Source organism: Mycolicibacterium lutetiense, from assembly GCF_017876775.1.
GTDB classification, from domain to species: Bacteria; Actinomycetota; Actinomycetes; order Mycobacteriales; family Mycobacteriaceae; genus Mycobacterium; species Mycobacterium lutetiense.
Genome location: NZ_JAGIOP010000002.1, coordinates 843,892 through 858,799, shown reverse-complemented (window position 1 = coordinate 858,799; position 14,908 = coordinate 843,892). Strand labels below are relative to the sequence as shown.

At 65.3% G+C, this 14,908-nt stretch carries 15 protein-coding genes; 5 read left to right on the top strand and 10 right to left on the bottom strand.

Annotation, left to right across the window (positions count from 1 at the left end; all coding sequences use genetic code 11):
* Positions 1-3: 3 nt before the first annotated feature.
* Both JOF57_RS13395 and hisS read left to right on the top strand, forming a co-directional pair.
* A complete protein-coding gene (locus tag JOF57_RS13395; RefSeq protein ID WP_209917161.1) occupies positions 4-696 on the top strand; it encodes an MBL fold metallo-hydrolase in 693 nt (230 codons plus the stop codon).
* The gene (gene hisS, locus JOF57_RS13390) at positions 693-1,955 is read left to right on the top strand and encodes a histidine--tRNA ligase (RefSeq protein WP_209917160.1); all 1,263 of its coding nucleotides are present in this window, start codon (positions 693-695) and stop codon (positions 1,953-1,955) included. Before JOF57_RS13395 ends, hisS begins: the two co-directional genes overlap by 4 nt.
* 94 nt (positions 1,956-2,049) lie before the next feature.
* Here the strand turns inward: hisS and JOF57_RS13385 are convergent, their stop codons facing one another.
* Complete coding sequence (locus JOF57_RS13385; protein ID WP_209917158.1) at positions 2,050-3,711, bottom strand: purine-cytosine permease family protein; 1,662 nt, start codon at positions 3,709-3,711, stop codon at positions 2,050-2,052.
* A gap of 155 nt (positions 3,712-3,866) precedes the next feature.
* Here JOF57_RS13385 and JOF57_RS13380 point away from each other — a divergent pair, with 155 nt between their 5' ends.
* Positions 3,867-4,292 carry an Rv2576c family protein gene (locus JOF57_RS13380; RefSeq protein WP_209917156.1) on the top strand — a complete coding sequence of 142 codons (426 nt, stop codon included), beginning with the start codon at positions 3,867-3,869 and terminating at the stop codon, positions 4,290-4,292.
* 206 nt (positions 4,293-4,498) lie between these two features.
* Here JOF57_RS13380 and JOF57_RS13375 read toward each other — a convergent pair whose 3' ends face one another.
* From JOF57_RS13375 to JOF57_RS13355, 5 genes are all read right to left on the bottom strand, one after another.
* Positions 4,499-4,933, bottom strand: coding sequence for an SRPBCC family protein (locus JOF57_RS13375; protein WP_209917154.1), 435 nt, complete (start codon positions 4,931-4,933; stop codon positions 4,499-4,501).
* Between the two features lie 81 nt (positions 4,934-5,014).
* Positions 5,015-6,289, bottom strand: a complete 1,275-nt coding sequence (locus JOF57_RS13370) for an acyl-CoA dehydrogenase family protein (RefSeq protein ID WP_209917152.1) — start codon at positions 6,287-6,289, stop codon at positions 5,015-5,017.
* Complete coding sequence (locus JOF57_RS13365) at positions 6,286-7,446, bottom strand: acyl-CoA dehydrogenase family protein (protein ID WP_209917150.1); 1,161 nt, start codon at positions 7,444-7,446, stop codon at positions 6,286-6,288. Before JOF57_RS13365 ends, JOF57_RS13370 begins: the two co-directional genes overlap by 4 nt.
* A 40-nt stretch (positions 7,447-7,486) precedes the next feature.
* Positions 7,487-8,716 carry an amidohydrolase family protein gene (locus JOF57_RS13360; protein ID WP_209917148.1) on the bottom strand — a complete coding sequence of 410 codons (1,230 nt, stop codon included), beginning with the start codon at positions 8,714-8,716 and terminating at the stop codon, positions 7,487-7,489.
* 112 nt (positions 8,717-8,828) lie between these two features.
* Entirely contained in the window at positions 8,829-9,467 is a 639-nt protein-coding gene (locus tag JOF57_RS13355) for a TetR/AcrR family transcriptional regulator (protein ID WP_209917145.1), read from the bottom strand.
* Between the two features lie 110 nt (positions 9,468-9,577).
* On the opposite strand from JOF57_RS13355, the gene JOF57_RS13350 reads away from it, so the two are divergent.
* Both JOF57_RS13350 and JOF57_RS13345 read left to right on the top strand, forming a co-directional pair.
* Positions 9,578-10,411, top strand: coding sequence for an LLM class flavin-dependent oxidoreductase (locus JOF57_RS13350; RefSeq protein ID WP_209917143.1), 834 nt, complete (start codon positions 9,578-9,580; stop codon positions 10,409-10,411).
* 14 nt (positions 10,412-10,425) lie between these two features.
* Positions 10,426-11,325, top strand: a complete 900-nt coding sequence (locus tag JOF57_RS13345) for an acyl-CoA thioesterase (protein WP_209917141.1) — start codon at positions 10,426-10,428, stop codon at positions 11,323-11,325.
* A gap of 30 nt (positions 11,326-11,355) precedes the next feature.
* On the opposite strand, the gene JOF57_RS13340 is transcribed toward JOF57_RS13345, so the two are convergent.
* The 4 genes from JOF57_RS13340 to JOF57_RS13325 are packed head-to-tail and all read right to left on the bottom strand — an operon-like array spanning position 11,356 to position 14,894.
* Positions 11,356-12,177: a mycofactocin-coupled SDR family oxidoreductase gene (locus JOF57_RS13340; RefSeq protein WP_209917139.1), complete on the bottom strand. Its 822-nt coding sequence runs from the start codon at positions 12,175-12,177 to the stop codon at positions 11,356-11,358.
* Positions 12,174-13,733: a flavin-containing monooxygenase gene (locus JOF57_RS13335; RefSeq protein WP_209917137.1), complete on the bottom strand. Its 1,560-nt coding sequence runs from the start codon at positions 13,731-13,733 to the stop codon at positions 12,174-12,176. Before JOF57_RS13335 ends, JOF57_RS13340 begins: the two co-directional genes overlap by 4 nt.
* On the bottom strand, positions 13,730-14,320 hold the full coding sequence (locus JOF57_RS13330) for a TetR/AcrR family transcriptional regulator (protein ID WP_209917135.1): 591 nt from the start codon (positions 14,318-14,320) through the stop codon (positions 13,730-13,732). The genes JOF57_RS13335 and JOF57_RS13330 overlap by 4 nt, the downstream gene beginning before the upstream one ends.
* 43 nt (positions 14,321-14,363) lie before the next feature.
* On the bottom strand, positions 14,364-14,894 hold the full coding sequence (locus JOF57_RS13325; RefSeq protein ID WP_209917132.1) for a DinB family protein: 531 nt from the start codon (positions 14,892-14,894) through the stop codon (positions 14,364-14,366).
* Positions 14,895-14,908: the final 14 nt, after the last annotated feature.

The window sequence follows — 14,908 nt, the reverse complement described above, 5'->3', positions numbered from 1 at the left end:
GTCGTGTTCACTACCGGATTTCCGGCCGGGATGCTGGCGTGCAACTGCTATGTCCTGGCCGAGCGGCCAGGAGCCGACGCGATCGTCGTCGACCCCGGTCAGCGGGCAATGGACCGGCTGCGCCGGATCCTCGACGAGAACCGCCTGACCCCGGCGGCGGTCCTGCTGACCCACGGTCACCTCGATCACATCTGGTCGGCCCAGAAGGTCGCCGACAGCTATGGCTGCCCCGTCTACATCCACCCCGAAGACCGATTCATGCTGACCGACCCGATCAAAGATTTCGGGCCCGCCCTCGTGGGCCGGTTGTCCCGGCTCGCGTTCGGTGTACTTCTCTCCGAGCCCAAACAGCTGGTCGAGCTGGACAGAGATGGCCAAACTCTCGATTTCGACGGTGTCTCGGTCACCGTCGAGCACACGCCCGGACACACCAGGGGATCGGTGGTGTTCCGGGTCTCCGGCGGGCCGGAGAAAGCATCGGCCGCTCAGACGGTATTCACGGGCGATACGCTGTTCCGGTCCTCGGTGGGCCGCACCGACCTGCCCGGTGGCAGCGGACGTGACCTCCTCGAGTCGATCGTGACAAAGCTGTTGATACTCGACGACGACACCGTGGTACTACCAGGGCACGGCCCGCGCACCACCATCGGGCATGAACGCCGTACCAACCCGTTTCTCGAAGGTTTGACTCTGTGACTTCTGCATTCCAGGCGCCCAAGGGCGTGCCTGACTATCTACCGCCCGAGTCGGCACAGTTCGTGGCGGTCCGGGACGGCCTGTTGGCCTCGGCGCGCCGGGCCGGCTACGGCGACATCGAGCTGCCGATCTTCGAGGACACCGCGCTGTTCGCCCGCGGTGTGGGCGAGTCCACCGATGTGGTGTCCAAGGAGATGTACACGTTCGCCGACCGGGGCGACCGCTCGGTGACCCTGCGTCCCGAGGGCACCGCAGGGGTGATCCGCGCGGTGATCCAGCACCGCCTGGACCGGGGCGCGCTGCCGGTGAAGCTCTGCTACGCCGGGCCGTTCTTCCGCTACGAACGCCCCCAGGCCGGACGCTACCGCCAGTTGCAGCAGGTCGGCGTGGAGGCCATCGGGGTCGACGACCCGGCATTGGACGCCGAGGTGATCGCGGTGGCCGACGCGGGCTTCCGGTCATTGGGCTTGGACGGCTTCCGCCTCGAGATCACCTCGCTGGGCGACGACACCTGTCGGCCCGCGTATCGGGAGCTGCTGCAGGACTTCCTGTCGAAACTCGACCTGGACGAAGAAACCCGGCAACGCGCTCAGTTGAACCCGTTGCGGGTGCTCGACGACAAGCGGCCCCACGTGCGGGAGATGACCGCTGACGCGCCGCTGATGCTCGACCACCTGTCCGACAGCGCCAAGGCCCACTTCGAGGTGGTGCTGGCGCACCTCGACGCACTGGGCGTGCCGTACGTGATCAACCCGCGCATGGTGCGCGGGCTGGACTACTACACCAAGACCACCTTCGAGTTCGTGCACGACGGGTTGGGCGCACAGTCCGGCATCGGTGGCGGTGGGCGTTATGACGGGCTGATGAGTCAGCTCGGCGGGCAGGACGTCTCGGGGATCGGCTTCGGGCTCGGTGTCGACCGCACGCTGCTCGCGCTGAAGGCCGAGGGCAAGTCGGTGACCGGTGTCGGCGGTGTCGAGGTGTTCGGCGTGCCACTGGGCGACGCCGCCAAGCTGGAGTTGGCGAAGCTGGCCGCGCGGCTCCGGGCCGACGGGGTGAGCGTCGACCTGGCCTACGGCGACCGCGGGCTGAAGGGCGCGATGAAGGCGGCCGACCGCTCCGGCGCCAAGTACGCGCTGGTGGCCGGGGACCGCGATATCGAGGCCGGCACCGTCGGCCTCAAGGACCTCTCCACCGGCGAGCAGGTCGATGTCGCAGCCGATTCCGTTGTCGCCGAGGTTCTTTCCCGTCTGGGCTGAGTGAGCCGTCGTTCGTCGTGCCGGCCCGACGACCCGCTATCCGATCGATAGCGAGGCCGCCGGGCCCGTCAGCGTGCGTGAATTGCCTGAGGTTTTACCGTGCTGCGGGCAGTACGTGGTCGCCGACCTTGTCGGTGCTCACGCACAGCGAGCACACGTAGGCATCGTGCGTCTCACACTTGAGCATGTCCGGACGTTCGTAATCGTGATGGCAGACATGGCATTTGAGGTGGGCGCCGGAAGGGTTGCCGAGTTCGTCGAACATCGGCAGGTCGATACCGTCGTCGATGCGGCGCAGGTAGTACTTGCCCTTGGTGGCGACGGCGATGATCGGCGGCAGCACCAGCGCGAGGCCGATGGCGACCAGCGGCGAGTACGGGCGGATGGCTTCGCCGAGCCCGCCGAAGAATGCGATCACCGACAGTCCGGCTGCGATCAGCATCGAGCCGAAACCGACGGGGTTGAACGCATACAGCATGCCGCGCCGGAACTCGGGCTCTTTCGGGGACAGCTTGAGGAGGTACTTGTTGAACACGATGTCGCTCGCGACCACGACCACCCACGCCATGCCGCAGTTGGCGTAGAACCCCAGGATCGTGTTGAGGAAGTCGAACATGTTGGCTTCCATCAGGATCAGTGCGATCAACAGGTTCAGTCCGAGGAACACCAGACGTCCCGGGTAGTGCTTGGTGACGCGGGTGAAGGCGTTCGTCCACGCCAGTGAACCGGAGTAGGCGTTGGTGACGTTGATCTTGATCTGGCTGATCACCACGAGCACCACGGCCAGCGTCATCGCAAGCCAACCGGGCAGGAAGTTCTCGTAGATCTCCAGGAACTGGTGCACGGGCTGGTTGGCGATTCCGGCGCTGTCGGCGACGTTGGCGATCAGGTAGACCGCGAGGAAGAGCCCGACCACCTGCTTGACGGCGCCGAAGAACACCCACCCCGGCCCGGCCAGGATGAGCCAGGTCCACCAACTCCGCTTGTTCTCCGGGGTCAGCGGCGGCATGAACCGCAGATAGTCGTTCTGTTCGGCGATCTGGGCGATGAGCGACAGGCACACGCCCGCGGCCAACAGTGTCGAGCCGAGATCGAAGCCCTTGACCCCGTTCTCGCCCTGGTAGGCGAAGAACTGGCCGACCGACTCCGGATGGCTCACCACGAGATAGACGAACGGCGCCACCATCAGGACCAGCCACAACGGCGTGGTCCAGACCTGGAGTGTGGAAAGGGCTTTCATCCCGTAGATCACCAGCGGGAAGATGACCAGGGTGGACACCGCATAGCCCACCGACAGCGGGATGTGCAGGCCCAGCTGAAGTCCCTGGGCCATGATCGAGCCTTCGAGGGCGAAGAAGATGAAGGTGAACGTCGCGAAGATGACGTTGGTGACGACGGAGCCGTAGTAACCGAATCCGCTACCGCGCGTGACGAGGTCGAGGTCGATGTTGTAGCGCGCGGAATAGTAGGCGACCGGAAATCCGGTGAGGATGACGACGACCGCGAAGATCAGGATGCCCCACAGCGCATTGGTGGTGCCGTACGAGATGCCGATGTTGGCGCCGATCGCGAAGTCGGCCAGGTAGGCGATGCCGCCGAGGGCGGAGATACCCACCACTCCGGTCGACCATTTTCGGTAGCTGCGCGGCGCGAACCGCAGCGTGTAGTCCTCCAGGGTTTCCCTGGTGGCATTCATGGTGTCGAGGTGGTCCTCGACAGTGTCATCCGCCGGCTTACTGCCGAGGTCTTGTGTCATGCGGAAAAATTAGGAGCGGCTTGTTACCTGCCGATGACAGCGATGTTCCCAGCGTGAACAGATTTCGGGCATTGTCCGCGCATCGGCGTGGCCACTGGTCCTGTCACAGGTGTAACAACGCGGTAGCGTGCTCGGATATGACGTATGTGACGAATATGCGAAAAGCGACAACCACGGTCGGTGCGGCCCTCGTTCTGGCGGCTGCGGGTATGGCGGTTTCCAACGCAACGTCGTATGCGGATCCGGCGGCCCAAGGCCACCAGGTGAAGTACACGCTCACTTCCGGCGCACCTTACGAATTCGACCTCTATTACCTGACGGCGCAGCCTGCGAGCATGGCCGCCTACAACGCCGACGCCTACAAGTACTTGCAGAAGGCGACGGTGAACGTCGGTCCCGATGCGCCCTGGGTGTTCGAGACCACGCTCGACGATCCGCAGTGGGCCATCTTCACGGTCGCGAGCACCACGCACGGGGGCCAGGCCCAGCCGAACGCGCACTGCGAGATCACCGTCGACGGCCAGATCGCGGTCCAGAACGACCATCCGTACAGCCCGCGCTGCCAGCTCGGTAAGTGGTGATTGACCCGCGCGCGGGTGTGCTGATCTGACCCGCCGGATCCCAGAGACTGGGATCCGGCTTGACTGAGTATTCGAACTATTGTTCGATATAGATGTGCACGTCGGGCGGTCCGCTTCCGATCCGATGTGCGAATGACTGGGCAAGCGCCCTCGGCGCGCGCCGATGCCGTACCCGAAACCGCGGCATCGGCGCACCCAGTCCTGTTCTAGTGCTCCAGTGCCTTAGCGCAATTGGCGAGGATGGCGCGGAAATTCCACGGGAGCAGCCGCGAGCTGATGGCCTCCATCGCCCTACCACCGACACGTGCGGGGTGGGTGTAGCTCGTCGTCCATTCGACATGCGTACCGTTGCCGCGGGGTGTGAAAGTCAGTGTGCCGCCGTCATGATCGAACGGCGGGAACGACCTGATGATCAGATACGAGTAACTGTTGGGGCGGTCGTAGGCGGTGATCTCCTCCCGAAACCACATGCCGGCTCCGGTCACCGTTCGTACGGCCCCGACGGTGGGTTCCGAAGACCCCGCCGCCCAGCCAGACCGGAGCACCAGCGGTGCGGTGGCCAGCCCCGCCGGGTCGGCCATCCAGTCGAAGACCTGCTCGAGCGGTGCGGCGATCACTCGTTCCAAACGAATGGTGGGCATCAGGATTCCCCCTGGGTTGTCTGGTCCCCACCGTACGCGGCACACCTGTCGACACGACCGCGCCTCAGCGCCGAGCGGCGGTCAGCTCTTGCCGCGCTTGACCTGGTTGAACGGCACTCCGCGGTCGGCCGAGTGTTCGCGTGGGAAGCCCAGAATGCGCTCGCTGATCACATTGCGCGCCATCTCCGAGCTGCCACCGCCGAGCGACCCGGTCTGCCGAGACAGGTAGCGCACACCGATCTCCATCAGCCCGGCCAACTCTGGCGCACCTTCGGAGCCTTCGTCGATCACGCCGGCCGTCCCTGCGATGGCCAGTGCGGTGTCCACCTCGAGCTCGGTGGTCTCGGCATGGAACAGCCGAATCAGGGTGCCCGCATTCGGCGGCAGCGAACCGTTCCCGATCGCTGTGCCGACATGGTCGATGAGTTGCTTCTTGACCATTCGCCGCACCAGGGCGCGACCGGCCAGATCCTGCACCCGGGCATCGTCACCCTGGCCGGTGGCCTCGGCCAGCCCGACGTGATCGGGCGGCATCTCGTTCGCGTTCTCGGCGCCGGTACCGCTGGCGAACTCGGAACCGCCACCGACAGCCCGACGTTCGTGGTGCAGCTGACGGGAGGCCACGGTCCAGCCGTCATTGACCTCACCGACGACGGCGTCCGCAGGAAGCTCCAGGTTGTCGAAGAACTCCTCGCAGAATTCCTCGTTGCCGTTCACCTCGGTGATCCGGCGCATCGTGATACCCGGCGCATTCAGTGGCACCAGGAACATGGTCAGGCCCTCGTGCTTGGGCACGGTCCAATCGGTGCGGGCCAGCATCAATCCGTAGTCGGCGGCGAAGGCGCTGGTGCTCCAGGTCTTGGCGCCGTTGATGATCCACGTGTCGCCCTGACGTTCGGCACGGGTGATCACGCCGGCGAGATCCGACCCGCCGCTGGGCTCGGACAGCAACTGGCAGAGCACCTCGTCGCCGCGGATCGCAGCCGAGATGCGTTCGCGCTTCTGCTCTTCACTACCCATGTCGAGAATCGTTGCGCCGCAGATGGTGAACGACGGGGTGTTGAGGATCAACGGCATCTCATACGCTGTGCACTCGTCGTTGAACGCCTTCTGGTAGGCGTAGTCCAGGCCGAGGCCGCCGTACTCGCGCGGGAAGCAGATGCCGCCGAATCCACCGTCGTAGAGCCGCTTCTGCAGTTCCTTTGCCCGTTCCCAGGATTCGGACTTGGCACGCACCGCGAACGGAGGGTTGTCCGGATCGATGGACGGCATGTTCTCGGCCAGCCAGGTCCGGGCGCGAAGGGCGAACTCCCCGACAGACTCTGTGGTTGCGGCGGTACTCACGGTGTCGGTCATGCCCCGATCTCCTCGGCTGCGCGGGTCTTGCGGCTCAATGCGTATACGACGCGGTGGTGATCTTCGGGCGAACCGTACATCGCCCGATGCAGCGCAACCCGCCGCAGGTACAGGTGCAGGTCATGCTCCCAGGTCACCCCGATGCCGCCGTGCAGCTGCACGCAGTCCTGCAGCATCACCGGAGCCCGCTCGGCCACATAGGCTTTCGCGACGCTGACGAGCTTCGGCGCATCGGGGGACCGATCGGCCACCGCGGCGACTGCTCCCGCGGTGGTGGCGCGTGCGGCTTCGAACCACATCTTCATGTCAGCAGCACGATGTTTGAGGGCCTGGTACGAGGCCAGCGGACGGCCGAAACTGTGCCGGTCTGCCAACCACTGGTTGGTCATCGTGAGCACCGCGTCCAGGATTCCGACGATCTCGGCGCACTGCAGCACCAGGGCGACCTGACGCTGGCGTTCGATGATTGCCGGCGTCTGCTCGGCGGTACCCAGGGCCGCGGACGCGTCGACGTGGACACCGTCGAATTGCACTCGGGCGTAACGCTTGACCAGGTCGACCGAGTTCTGGGGCGTGACCGTCACCCCGGCGGCGCCGGTCGGCACCACGAACTGGCGGATCTGGCCGTCGCACGCGGCAACCACCAGCAACGTGGCACTCTGGTCGCCGGCTTCGACGCGGTCCTTGATGCCGTCGATGCGGTAGCCCGCCTCGGTGCGGGTGGCGGTGGTTCCGATCCCGGTGACGGCCTCGAGGGCCCCGAACGGCCGCTTGGGTTCGTATGCCGCCCAGGACGCCACCGTTTCACCGGCGACCAGCGATTCGATCAATTCACCGTGCCCGTCGGGTGATTCGACGAGTCCGGCCAGCACGATGCTGACCGGATGCAGCGGACCGGGGGCCACGGTGTGGCCGGCCTGCTCGGCGAGCAATGCCAGGTCGGTGACACCGTCCCCGGACGGACTGCCGCCGCCCAGTTCCTCGGGCACCAGGAGGCTGGCCCATCCCAATTCAGCTGCGCGGCCCCACCACTGGGTGTCGAACGAGTTGCCCTGGGCATGCAGTTCGCGTACCCGGGCCAGCGGCACCTCCTTCTCGAGGAAGGCTTGCGCGGTGGAGGTGAACAACATCTGTTCGGGATTTGCCACATCGGTCATGTAGTCGGCCCAGCTTCTTGTGTATGAGGAGAGGACGAGGTCAGTTCAGGACGAGCGCAGGTACATCGGGTCGGTACATCTTCTTGTTCTCGACCTTGAACAAGTCGATCATGTTGCCGCCCATCACCTTCCGTACACCTTCATCGTCAAGTCCATGGGATACGAGGTCGTCGACCAGATTGATCGGATCAGCCAGGCCCTCCGGATGCGGCCAGTCCGAGCCGAAGATCACCCGGTCGATGCCGCACAGGTCGGCCATCTTCTTGAAGTCGTCCTCCCAGAACGGGGCGACGTACACGCAGCGCTTGAACGCCTCGATCGGATCTTCGGGGAACCCGTCGGGCATCTTCGAGTAGACATCCTTGAACTGGTAGTGCAGGTAGGGCACCCATGAGGCGCCGTTCTCCACCGACAGGATGCGCAGGTCGGGGTTGCGGGTCAGCGCGCCATGACAGACCAGCGCGGCCATGGTGTCCTCGATCGGACGCTTACCCATCGCAACCATCCGGAATGAGGTGGGCGAGAACGGCTTGAACTCGGTGGCCGGCTCCCAGTCGTTGAGATAGTTGGAGTAGCCGCTGTCCGAGGCGTGCATCGACACCGGGATGCCGGCCTTCACGCAGGCGTTCCAGAACGGGTCGAATTCCTCGGTGCCCATGGACCGGCTACCGCGATACCCGGGCACCGGCGCGGGACGGACCAGGACGGTCTTGGCGCCGCGCTCCACGCACCATTCCAGTTCCTCGAGTGCGCGGTCGACGTTGCCCAGATTGATGACCGGCGTGGAGAAGATGCGGTCGGAGTAGTTGAACTGCCAGGTCTCGTACATCCACTCGTTGAGGGCGTGCACGATGTCGAGAATCAGGTCGGGGTCATCCTTGAGTCGCTCCTCGACCAGGCTGGCCAACGTCGGGAACATCAGGGTGTAATCCAGGCCGAGGCTGTCGAGAACCTCCAGGCGCGCTTGCGGATTGCGGAACGCGGGGATGGCCTTCATCGGCTTACCCATGACCTCGCGGTAGGTCTTGCCGCCGCTGCCGTGGCGGAAGTAGTCCTCCTGCGCGCCGGGTCGGGCCACGACCTCGAAGGTCGGATTCGGGATGTAGTCGCTGACCACGTTGCGGACCATGATCTTGGTCCGGCCCCGGACATCGATGTAGTCGATGACGCCCTTGCGGTGCTCCGGGAGGAACTTGGTGAGGGCTTCCTTGGGCTCATAGAAGTGGTTGTCGGCGTCGAACACCGGATAGGAAAGCTCGCGTGACGGCATCTTCGCCTCCAGGGAGAGTCGGGTTTTCGAAACTGGTAATGACGTTACCACGCGATGGCAGGCGCCGACGAGCCCATTCGGGCGATCGCTCAAAATGTCGGGAAAGTACTGGTCAGGCCGCAGATTCTGGGGCCAGTAGACCGCGCACGCAGAACTCGTAGATGTGCTCGCCGTCGATCGGCGCGCCGTTGAGTTCCACCCCCAGTGAACGTAGGCGCATCGCACCGAGCACCGACTGCATGATCAGGGCGGCGGTGCTCTGGACATCGATGTCGGACCGGAAGGTCCCCGAGTCCATTCCGCGCTGCAGAATGTCGCCGATGAGCTGGTGCAATGGCGTCAGCACCCGCGCGTATTCACGGGGCAGGGACTCGGCGAGATGGTCGTTGTAGAAGGTCAGGCCGCGGTTGATGCTGTCCTGGGTGCTCGACGAGGCCGGGATGGTGATGCGCTCGATCAGCACACGCAGCGCCTCGCGTCCGGCCAGGCCCTCGGTGTCCGCGCGCCAGCGCTGGGTCGACTCGGCCATGATCTTGTCGATGAGGGCCAGCAGCAGCTCATCCTTGGTGGAAAAATGCTGGTAAAAGGATCGCAGCGACGTCTTGGAGCGTTCCACCACCTCCAGCACGGTGAAGTCGGTGCGTCCGGTCTCGCCCAGGATCGCCAACGCCGATTTCATGAAACGGCGGGCCCGGTCCGCCTGCGCCTCGGCGCGCGCGCCTTCGGACGATTGTTCGGCCGGCCTAGCCATTGCGCCATCACCTCCGTCATGCTGCACTTGCGAGAATGACGTTACCGTTTCTGTAGAAGCAATAGGCGGCTTGTGATTACTGTGTTGGATCGACCGCGGGCGGTGCGGCGGTGAGTGAGTGGTTCCTGTTCCTGCCCCAAGTGCGCCTCGGTGTCGACGACATCGTCGAGCGTGCGCGGGCGGCCGAGGCCAGTGGGTTCGACGGCATCGCCCTCATCGACCATCTGGAAGCCCCGGGTGCCACCCACCAAAGCATCTGGGAGGCAATGACTGTCGCCACCTGGGTGGCGGCCCGCACCGAACGTCTGCGGGTCGGCCATCTGGTGCTGTGTGACGCGTTCCGGCATCCGGCGGTGCTCGCCAAGCAGGCTGTCACGCTGTCGGAGGCCAGCGGCGGCCGTTTCGAACTCGGCCTCGGATCCGGTTCGTGGCCACAGGAGTTCGAGCGGTTCGGCATCGAGAGCGGCGACGCGGCAGCTCGGGTGCGCCGGCTCGGGGAGAACCTGGAGCTGCTGCAGCAGTTCTGGGGCGAGGGCGAGCGCGGGCAGGTGCCGCGTCCATCCCATCCGATTCCGTTGGTACTGGGCGGAACCGGCAAGCGCATGATGGACCTGGTGCGTGCCCACGCCGAGTGGTGGAACGTCCCGTCGCATCAGCTGGATCGCCTGCCCGCGCTGCTGCCGACGGTCGGTACCGCACGGGTCTCCCTGCAGCAGATGGTCGGATTCGTGGGCCGCGATGCCGACCGCGCCTCGGTGACCGAGCGCAGCACCCGGCTGTTCGGGCATCTCGGTGACGGCTTGGTATGCGGCGACGCGGCCGAGCTCACCGCCCATTTCGCCGGCTTGTCCGCACAGGGGGTTGAACGCTTCTACGTGTGGTTCGCCGATTTCGCCGCACCCCAGACCATTTCAGAATTCGCCGAGACAGTCATCAACGCGTGAAAAGAGAGGACACCATGACCGCAGAAGCTGAGGCACCGAGAGAGGCAGAACCGACGCAGTGGACACTGCAGATGCTGCTCGACCTGTTCGATGCAGAACCCGCGGGGGAGAACCGCTTCACCGTCCCGACCGGCATCGCCGGTGTTGACGAGCGCCAGGTGGTGGAGGGAACCCAGATCGTCGGTGCGGCCATCGTCGCGGCGGCAAAGCGCTTCCCGGACAAGTCGGTTCGCTCGGCAACCGCGGTATTCGCCAGGGCGGTCATGGTGGGTCCGCCGGTGGAGCTCGACATCGATGTGATCAGCGAGGGCCGCTCAACGGCCACCGCGGTGATCGCCGCCTCGCAGAACGGCAAGCGCTGCATCACCATCACGGTGTTCACCGATGTGCCTTCCGGTGACGTGATCCGTCATCATCTGCCGCGGCCCGAGGTTGCCGCCCCGGCCGACTCCCACGTTTCGCACATGCCGATGATCGGGGGCGAATTGCGACTGGTGGACGTCGTCGACGTCAACAGCCCCGACGAGGTCGGCCCGCCCGAGTTGTACGCCTGGCTGCACTACGACCCCGTCCCGGCCCGTGACGATCTGGCCAAGGCGCTGATCGCGTATTTCACCGGACACCTGGGTATTTCGACCACCATGCGGGCACACGAGGGGATTGGCACCGCGCAAGCCCACCTCACCGTCTCGACCGCGCCGATGACCGTGACGGTGAGCTTCCACGAGCCGGTGCGGTGGGATGGTTGGCTGCTCTACAGCCACGAGAGCACCCAGGTCGGCTCGGGCATGTCCTATGTGCGCGGTGCCGTACACACCGAGGAGGGCGAGCTCATCGCATCGTTCAGCCAGGACGCGTTGATCCGCCCGCTGCGCACCACCGATACCAACATCTCCGCGCACTCGCGGCTGTAGCTTTTCCGCGCGAGAAGACGGCGCCGCCGCTCAGATCTTCAGATACCCCTTGTCTGCTGGGATCTGGGCGGCGGTGACCAATGACGACGCATCGCCGGCCAACCACACCACGATGTCGGAGATGGTGTCGGGTGCGATGAGCGAATCCGTCGGCAGGGCACCGGGGGAGAAGCTGTGGATGTAGTTCGGATGGTCCTGCAGAACCTTGTACATCGACAGGTCGTTGCCCATCGGGGTGTCGGTGCCGTAGGGGTGGACCGAGTTCACCCGGATACCGAACTCGCCCAACTCGACGGCCAGTGAATTGGTGAGCCCCACAACGCCGAACTTGCTGGCGCAGTAGTGCGCACAGCCGGGCACCGCCTTGATGCCGGCCGCCGAACTGATCGTGATGATCGAACCGCCGTTGCCGGCTTCGATCATCGCCGGCACCGTCGCCTGCACGGTGTGGAACAGGCCGGTGAGGTTGACGTCGATGATGTCCTGCCACTGTTGCGCCGAAATCTCCCACAACCGGCCCCAGTTGAGTACACCGGCATTGGCTACGACGATGTCGAGGCGGCCGAACTGTTCGACCGCATCGGCGACCAGCCGTCGTTGGCCTTCGGCGTCGCGCACGTCGACCTCGCGGGCCACGATCTTGCGCCCCTCACCCTCGACCAATGCCACGGTCTCGGCGAGATCCTCCGGGGTGGCAGCGGCATATCCGTTGTGCTCGGCGACAGGTGCACAGGCATCGAGCGCGACGATGTCGGCTCCGGCGCGGGCCAGACGTACACAATGCGAGCGGCCCTGCCCGCGCGCGGCTCCGGTGACGTAGGCAACCCGCCCGGCCAGTGGAAGATCAGTCATGCGGGTTGCTCCTCAGATAGTGCGGCGACGTGGACATTGGTGAACTGGTAATCGGACAGCGGGGAGTGGCGGGCGAACTGCCGGGATCCGGTGATCGTCTGCGGCCGGTAGTACGGAGTTTCGTTCTGGGAGTTGACGAAATAGGTGTTGAGACTGGACGCCGCGGTGTAGTAGAGGTGCGCGACCCGACCGTCGCGGCGCATCCGGTCGTTCCAGAGGTTGAACGCGTCCTGGCTGACGGTGGCGATCTGGGCGCCGCGGTGGCGGGTCTCGGCGATGATCCGCACGGCGTGCGCGGCCACGGTCTCGACGTAATCGAGCCAGGCGAATCCGACGAAGCCGAGCGGGCCGACGATCTCCCAGCGGTTGGGTAGTCGTGGGTGTGCCGTCCCGGCGTAGCTGTGCAGACCGTGTGCCCGGTAGTACTGAGCCAGGTCGAAACCGCTGGGACCCAGGATGGTGTCCGGGCGGTACGTTTCCGCATCGATCCACAGTTCGTAACCGGTGGCCAGCACCAACAGGTCGGCGGGGTGCTCGACACCGTCGGTGGTGCGAATCCCGGTCGCGGTGATGCGCTCGATCGGGGTGGTGATCAGGTGGGTGTTGGGATTGTTCAGCGCCGGTAGGAACGCGCTGGAGATCACCGGTCGTTTCGCCATGATCCCGTAGCGCGGCACCAGCTTTCGCCGGGTCGCCGGGTCGTCGACAACGGCGCGCAGCAGCAGCCGGTACAGCAGCCGAGACCAGCCGTCGTAGAGCGGCATCAAGCGGCGCAGCCACTTGTCCGGCAGTCGGGAGAGGACGTGGATGATGGGGGCCACCATGAAGATGTCCATCGTCAGCCGGCCCGCCGCGTTGACGAGCGGGACGACGCCGGGCAGCCGGAACATCCGGCGCAGCCTGGGTGAGATGTCGAAGTCGACTTTCGGCAGCACCCACGCTGGGGTGCGTTGGTAGACATCGAGATTGGCCGCGTCGGCGGACAGGGCGCCGGTGATCTGGACACCGGAGGATCCCGTCCCGATCACCGCGATGCGCTTCCCCTTGGCGTCGTAGCTGTCGTCCCACGCGTTGGGGCGCAGGATGGTTCCGGTGAAGTCCTCGACGCCGTCGATGTCGACGGAGTTCTTGGCGTTGACATACCCGCCCACCGAACTCACCACGAAACGTGCTGTCACCGGTGTGCCGTCGCGGATCTCCAGTCGCCACAGGCTGTGTTCGTCGTCCCACTGCTGGCGGATGACCTCGGAGTCGGGACGCAAGTGCTCGTAGAGTCCGAGATCGGTGGCGGTGTCCTGCAGGTAGCGATGGATCTCCGGGCCGGGCGCGAAGAACCTGCTCCAGTTCGGGTTGGGGGCGAACGACAGCTGGTACCACAGAGTGGGGATGTCGACGGCCAGGCCCGGATAGTGATTGTCGCGCCATGTGCCACCGAAGTCGTTGCCGCGTTCGATGATGACGAAGTCGTGGATACCCTTCTCGCGCAACAGGTGAGCGCTCGCGATACCGCCGGGGCCGGCGCCGATGATCGCCACCTCGTAATCTGGCTCGGTCATTGCTGCCTTCCGGTCAGGCCGACGACGATGTGGTCGGACACAAATCGTTTCACCGCACGTGGACTGTCGAGGTTCACGCCGATGGGTGGGAGAAGCTCGAAACTCAACAGCATGCGCACGATCCATTCGCTGGCCCGCGCCGGTTCGACACCGGGCCCGACCTCCCCGCGTTCCCGGGCCGATCGCACGAACGGCTTCCACAGCTCGATCGACCGGCGCATCAGATCGTCGCCGGTATTGCGCAACAGCAGTACCAGGATGCTCTCGTTGATGCCGTGCATTGCCACGGATTCCGACTGCTGGCGGTGCGCGCAGATGACGACGGCGGCCGCCGCCACCTGATCGGTCAGGGTGTCGTGCCGGCCGGCCTCGGCCGCGATGGTCTCGATGAACGCGCCGGCCAGGTGGTCGAGTGCGATCTTGATGGCATTGTCACGGCTGCGCATCGCGTTGTGGACGGTGCCGCGGGAGACCGCGGCGTGTTCGGCGACCGCGGTGAGGCTGAATTGTCTTGGGCCCAAACGCCTGAGCGTCTCAGCGGTGGCGGCGAGCAACGCGGGTGGTACCGTGCGGTCCGCATTGGGCATTTGAACACATTAACGAAATGTGTTCAATCTGGTCAGCGTTTGGTCAGATTCGCCGCGGGGCGACGTCGTGCGCATGGTGGACGATGTCGTGCAGGTGATAGATCGCGATCGTCGCGACCGTGAACGCGCTGCCGTTGCTGCGCAGCCCCCGTCGCGACCAGGCGTCGGCCGGAACGTGGTCATAGGTGTCGGCGACGATGCTCGCCGCCTCGAACAGTTCGGTCGCGACAGTTCTCGGATCCTGAGACCCGTAGTCGTCGGCGACCGCGGTGGCGTCCTGATCCCAGTTCGGGAACTGCGGGGCCTCCTCGGTCAGCATCAACTGCAGCCGGTGCTCGAAGATCCGGTGCACATCGCGGACATGGCAGCCGTACTCCAGGACCGACCACCGGTCCGGACGGGTCCTGACCTCGACCGCGGTGGCGTGCAGCCGGGGCACCCACTGTCCGGAATCGTCCCGGATCAGGCCGGCAACCTCAGCGCTCCGCACCGTCGTGGGGTCGAACCCGCACTCGGCGCACGCTCGTGAGCACACCCAGGTCCAGTCCTTGGTGTCGGGCGCGAGATCGTCCATATCGCCAGTGTCGT